This is a genomic window from Pseudomonas antarctica, assembly GCF_900624995.1.
GTDB lineage: Bacteria > Pseudomonadota > Gammaproteobacteria > Pseudomonadales > Pseudomonadaceae > Aquipseudomonas > Aquipseudomonas antarctica.
Genome location: NZ_UYXQ01000198.1, coordinates 1 through 4,950 on the forward strand (window position 1 = coordinate 1; position 4,950 = coordinate 4,950).

7 protein-coding genes are annotated in these 4,950 nt (G+C 59.3%); all 7 read right to left on the minus strand.

Annotation, left to right across the window (positions count from 1 at the left end):
* The coding region (locus tag E0F99_RS28915) for a response regulator (protein ID WP_130909096.1) at positions 1-364 on the minus strand (364 nt) is incomplete at its 3' end.
* A 256-nt stretch (positions 365-620) separates the two neighbouring features.
* On the minus strand, positions 621-1,016 hold the full coding sequence (locus E0F99_RS28920; protein ID WP_083359422.1) for a response regulator: 396 nt from the start codon (positions 1,014-1,016) through the stop codon (positions 621-623).
* Between the two features lie 173 nt (positions 1,017-1,189).
* Positions 1,190-2,521 (minus strand): deoxyguanosinetriphosphate triphosphohydrolase, encoded by a 1,332-nt coding sequence (locus E0F99_RS28925; protein WP_083359421.1) that lies wholly within the window; start codon positions 2,519-2,521, stop codon positions 1,190-1,192.
* Between the two features lie 72 nt (positions 2,522-2,593).
* A complete protein-coding gene (locus E0F99_RS28930; RefSeq protein WP_083359420.1) occupies positions 2,594-3,757 on the minus strand; it encodes an EAL domain-containing protein in 1,164 nt (387 codons plus the stop codon).
* Positions 3,758-3,850: 93 nt separating this feature from the next.
* Complete coding sequence (locus tag E0F99_RS28935) at positions 3,851-4,192, minus strand: hypothetical protein (protein ID WP_083359419.1); 342 nt, start codon at positions 4,190-4,192, stop codon at positions 3,851-3,853.
* Positions 4,189-4,575, minus strand: coding sequence for a phage holin family protein (locus E0F99_RS28940; protein WP_083359418.1), 387 nt, complete (start codon positions 4,573-4,575; stop codon positions 4,189-4,191). The genes E0F99_RS28935 and E0F99_RS28940 overlap by 4 nt, the downstream gene beginning before the upstream one ends.
* Positions 4,576-4,579: 4 nt before the next feature.
* Positions 4,580-4,894: an ElaB/YgaM/YqjD family protein gene (locus tag E0F99_RS28945; RefSeq protein WP_058411763.1), complete on the minus strand. Its 315-nt coding sequence runs from the start codon at positions 4,892-4,894 to the stop codon at positions 4,580-4,582.
* Between the last annotated feature and the right edge of the window lie 56 nt (positions 4,895-4,950).

Consider the following 4,950-nt stretch of genomic DNA (forward strand, 5'->3'; position numbering starts at 1 on the left):
TGTAGCCCGATAGTACCGCGCGGATGGCGCTCAATAGTTCGCTCAGATCGCCCTCCTTGCACACATAGCCATCTGCGCCCGAGCGCATGCAACGGGTGGCAAACAACGTTGGGCATTGGGCTGTCAGAATCAGGGTCTTCATCGATGTGTTCATGGCGTTGAATCGGCACAGTACTTCCAGGCCGTCAAGTTTGGGGATGCTGATATCCAGAATAATCAAGTCCGGCAGGCATTCACGTACCATCTGTATTGCATCACAGCCGTTATCCGTTTCACCGACGACTTTATAACCTTCGTGTTCCAACAACATCCGAATCGCCAGCCGGATAACGGGGTGGTCATCAATGATAAAAACTGTGTTCATAATCACGTTCCCTGCAAGTGCAAATAAAGCGGGCACATTAGCTCAGAAGAAGAGGGAGGCGCATGAGACTTGTGGCGAGTAGGTATAAAACAAGAGAATTCCTACATGAATAAAGGTAACTGCCTACCGGCCGCTAAGTCTTTGTGGCGGTAGATGTAAGCAATTATTGAGTCATTGTGTGGATTGGCGATGCCAGGTGTTTAACTGAGCCGTTCACGTTAACTTTCGTCGATGGATAGCGTTTAACGTCCTACATTTATAGTGGGCAGATTGGCGCAATCAACTTTGCAAACTCGTCTTTGTTCAGGGGTTTCAACAAATAACCCAGGAGTGGCAAGCCACGTTGCAGGGCTTGGTTTGTCAGGTTGGACAGTTCAGTAGCGGGGAGCCCACTCAGTAAAATGGCACCGGTTATGAAGTTTCGGCGGCTGGCGATGTCCACCAGTTCCAGCCCTGGTAAATCTGGCAGGCATTGGTCGCATAACATGAGATCAAAGGGGGTCTGGGACTGGGACATCACACGGATGGCTTGTTCGGCATTTTCTGCGGGCGTCAGTCTTTCGAAGCCGAAGCTTTTAAGCAGGCACTGGGTGGCCAGGAGCTGAAAGGGGTGATCCTCCACCAATAGGATTCGAAGGCGAGAGCTGGGCATAGGAGGCACATAGGGTCAGTCAAGCGTCGATGGGGTGGGCAGTCGGAATCGCTCGCCAGGTCCGCCGCAAGCGTGCGTGATTATTCCTCGATTGGGTGTGTGAATTCGATCAGGCCGCTCTGTTCCCGTCGTAGGCAAATTCTGCTCGGGGGGCAGGCGGCGTGACCACTATTTCACTGTGGGCTGGAGCGCCCGGTCATCTCCCGTGCCATTTCGGTTGCATAGCTGTCGGTCATGCCGGCGATAAAGTCGATCATGCGCAGGAACGAGGCGTGCAACGACCAGGCCGGGTCTGGTGCGCTGTTACCCAGCAAGTCGAGGATGCGCCGGTTTTTGAACGATGGCGTGCGTCCGCCATGTTGCTCCAGCGCCGCGCCGCAAAAGGCATTCAAGAGGATTTCCAGGGTGGTGTAGGCACCGATTTCATGCAGGGTTTTGCGCTTGTCCTGGAAAATTTTCTTGCGGGCCATGTCTTTGGCGTCCAACACGCATCGCTTGGCGGGGCCATGCATGTGCTCCACCAGATCGCCCGGCAGCGTGCCGGCGAGCAGGGCGTCCTGTTGCTCGACAAAGGCTCGCGCGGCTGCATTGGTCAGGTGCTCGATGGCCTTGCCGCGCAGGATCGCCAGCTTGCGCCGGCGTGAGTCCTGCGCACCCAGTTGCCGATAAGTCTGGGGAAGGTCGTCGCCCACCAGGTCGAGCAACAATGACTCGACCTCGGCATATTCCAGCAACTCCATTTCCAGGCCGTCTTCGAGGTCGATCAACGCATAGCAGATATCGTCTGCCGCCTCCATCAAGTAGACCAACGGGTGGCGGGCCCAGCGTTGCTCCTCCAGCTGTGGCAGGCCGAGTTTGTGGGCGATCTGCTCAAGGATCGGCAACTCACTCTGGTAACAGCCGAACTTATGCTTCTTGTAGCCCAGCGAGTCTGCGTGGCGGGCGGTCCAGGGATATTTCAGGTAGGTGCCCAAGGTGGCGTAGGTAAGCCGTGTGCCGCCATCGAACTGGTGATACTCAAGCTGAGTCAGCACGCGAAAGCCCTGGGCGTTGCCTTCGAAATTGAGGAAGTCATTGCGCTCGGCGCTGCTCATGTCGTCCAGCCAGCCGCGCCCGGCCGCTTGTTGGAACCAGTGGCGAATGGCATCCTCGCCGGAGTGCCCGAACGGCGGGTTACCGATGTCATGGGCCAGGCAAGCCGATTGCACCACCATGCCCAGGTCGCTGGGGTCGCACCAGTCGGGCAGGGCGCTGCGCAGGGTCTCGCCCACGCGCATGCCCAGTGAGCGACCGACGCAGCTGACTTCCAGGGAGTGGGTCAGGCGCGTATGGATATGGTCGTTGCTGGACACCGGGTGCACTTGGGTCTTGCGACCCAGGCGGCGGAATGCGCCGGAGAAAATAACGCGGTCGTGGTCTTTGTGAAACGGGCTGCGACCCAGTTCTTCCGGGCTATGCAGGGGTTTTCCAAGACGTTCGCGGTTAAGCAGGGTGGGCCAATCCAAGGCGGGTACTCTCCGTGCGGTGAATGACACCGCCCAGCTTCCCGGTTCCGCCTTGGCGGGGCAAGCAAAAATCTACAGGCCGGCCGCGTCGATATCGATTAACAGCAAACGCTGACCGTTTTCGAAGAATTGTCCGGCGGTCAGGCAGTATTGGTTGGTGGTGGCATCGCGGTAGGTCGATGAGAGGGTCAGGCGCCGCTCCTCCCAGCCTTCGGCGAGCAGGTGGTAGAAATACGGCCGCCACGACCAATTGTGGCCCAGGTAGCGGCTATCGGCCTGCCAGGCGTCCTGGCGCCATTCGAAGTTGGGCGTCAGTTGGGTGCCATGGCGGTCGCACTGGTAAAAGCGCAACAGCCAGGGGAAGTCCCGCAATTGCGGTAACTGATCCAGCGGCGCCTGGCCTTGCGCCCAGGTCTGCAGGATCTTCATCAGCTCGGCCAGTTGCAGGCGCAACTGCATGATACGGCCGCGCTCGGCGAGTTTTTGCTTCACATAGACGGTGCGCAATTGGGCAAAGCGTGGCACGAAGGCATCGGCGGCAAACCAGTCCAGCTGCGCCTGGGCAAACAGATAGCCCTGTACGTAGCGCGCGCCGCATTCCAGGGCGAAGCTCAACTGCGCCTCGGTTTCCACGCCCTCGGCAATGATCCAGCACCCGGTTTTTTCGGCCATTTGCGCCAGTGCCCGTACCACCTCGCTGCTCGGCCCGCCCTTGGCCGCTTCCTGAAACAGGCGCATGTCCAGCTTCAGAATATCCGGCTGCAACGCCAGCACTCGATCGAGCTGGGAATAGCCCGCACCGAAGTCATCAATGGCGATGCGTGCGCCGGCATCGCGATAACGCGCCACCACGTCGGCCAAGCGCTGAATGTCGCCGCCCAGCTCGGTGATCTCGAACACAATGCGCTGCGGATCTACGCCATGCGCGTGCACTTGTTTCAGGCTGGGCAAGGCTTGGCCGGGGCGCAGGCGGTTGATCCAGCGTGGGGAGATGTTCAGGCTGAGGAACCAGTCTGCGGGCGCCTCGTGCAAGCGGCTTAAGGCATTGTCGCGGATTTGCCGGTCGAGGCGGCGCAGGGCCACGCCAGGCGTGCGCGGGTCGGCGAACAGCGGGCCAACCGACAGCAAGCGCTCATCCGCCTGGCGCAGGCGGCCGAGCGCCTCGACGCCGGCGATGCGCCCAGTGGCAGTGTCGATGAATGGCTGGAAACAGGCGAGCGGTTGCCCGTCGATCACGGGGCCTCCTTAAAAGCGTCGGCGAAAAAAAGGCCCGGCCCTCAGTAACGAGGGCCGGGCCGATTCTGTTTGCAAGAATGCAGCCAGCGCGGCTTAACCTTTGCGCGAACTGCCCTGCATGGCCAATTTGATCAGCGGGATCAAACCGGCCCCCAACCGCACCAGGCGTGTCAGGCTGCTGATACTGCCGCCCTTGGCACCTTTGCCGGTGAAAAAGCCCATCAGCGTCACCGCAGCCACGCCCCACAGCGGCGCGTGCTTGATGCCCAGGCTGTCCTGCCAGTTGTGGCGCAGGTCGCGCACTTTGTTCAGGGGCGCCATGAGTTGCTGGGACTCGTGGCGGATCTCTTGGCGGTGCATTTCCATGCGCAGGCGAATCAGCGCCTTGCGCATTTCCCGACGAGACGTGTTTTGCGGGATTTCAGTCATGCTCATGGCAGCAAGCGCTCCCGATCATTGGCCAGCTCTTCAAGGGTGGCGTGGAAGGGCGTGGACTCATCGAAGATCGCCGCCTTCAAGCGCACTCCGCAGAACGCTGCGGCCAGGGTGTAGAACACGCAGAGGCTGATAATCCCGGTGAGACGGTAGGTGTCCCATACCAGAATCATCACCAGCGCCGATAACCCCACCAATAACAGCAAGGCAAACACCAGTGCCAGGCCTGCAAACAACAACAAGCTGACCGTGCGGGATTTCTGCTCCTGCAACTCGATGCCAAACAATTCGACGTGGCTGTGCAGCAAGCCCAGAACGGCCGCGCCCAGGCGTCGGGAAGTGGAGCTTGAGCTCGTGGACGAGCCGGATTCGCCGATAGACATGGTATTAGCGCCTTGTAGCCAGCAGGCCGATCAAAAAGCCCACGCCAGCGGCAATGCCCACCGACTGCCAAGGGTTGGCTTGCACGTAATCTTCCGTCGCAGTGACTGCCGCTTGGCCGCGCTCACGCAGTGAGTCTTCGGTCAGTTGCAGCGTTTCACGGGCCTTGAGCAGGCTGTCGTGGATCTTGGTGCGCAGCTCATCGGCCTGATCACCGGCCAATACGGCGGTGTCGTCCAGCAACTTTTCGGTGTCACTGACCAGGGTTTGGAAATCCGCCATCAGTATTTCTTGAGCAGTCTTTGCAGTTCTTCTGGCCATGGTTATCTCCGTGTTTGGCTGATCTGTACATATTTTAGTTAGGTTTGTTTTCAGGT

Excerpts from the sequence above, each read along its gene's own strand:
- E0F99_RS28940 (WP_083359418.1), bottom strand. The coding sequence starts at position 4,575 with ATGTCTATCGGCGAATCCGGCTCGTCCACGAGCTCAAGCTCCACTTCC.
- E0F99_RS28935 (WP_083359419.1), bottom strand. The coding sequence starts at position 4,192 with ATGAGCATGACTGAAATCCCGCAAAACACGTCTCGTCGGGAAATGCGC.
- E0F99_RS28920 (WP_083359422.1), bottom strand. The coding sequence starts at position 1,016 with ATGCCCAGCTCTCGCCTTCGAATCCTATTGGTGGAGGATCACCCCTTT.
- E0F99_RS28945 (WP_058411763.1), bottom strand. The coding sequence starts at position 4,894 with ATGGCCAGAAGAACTGCAAAGACTGCTCAAGAAATACTGATGGCGGAT.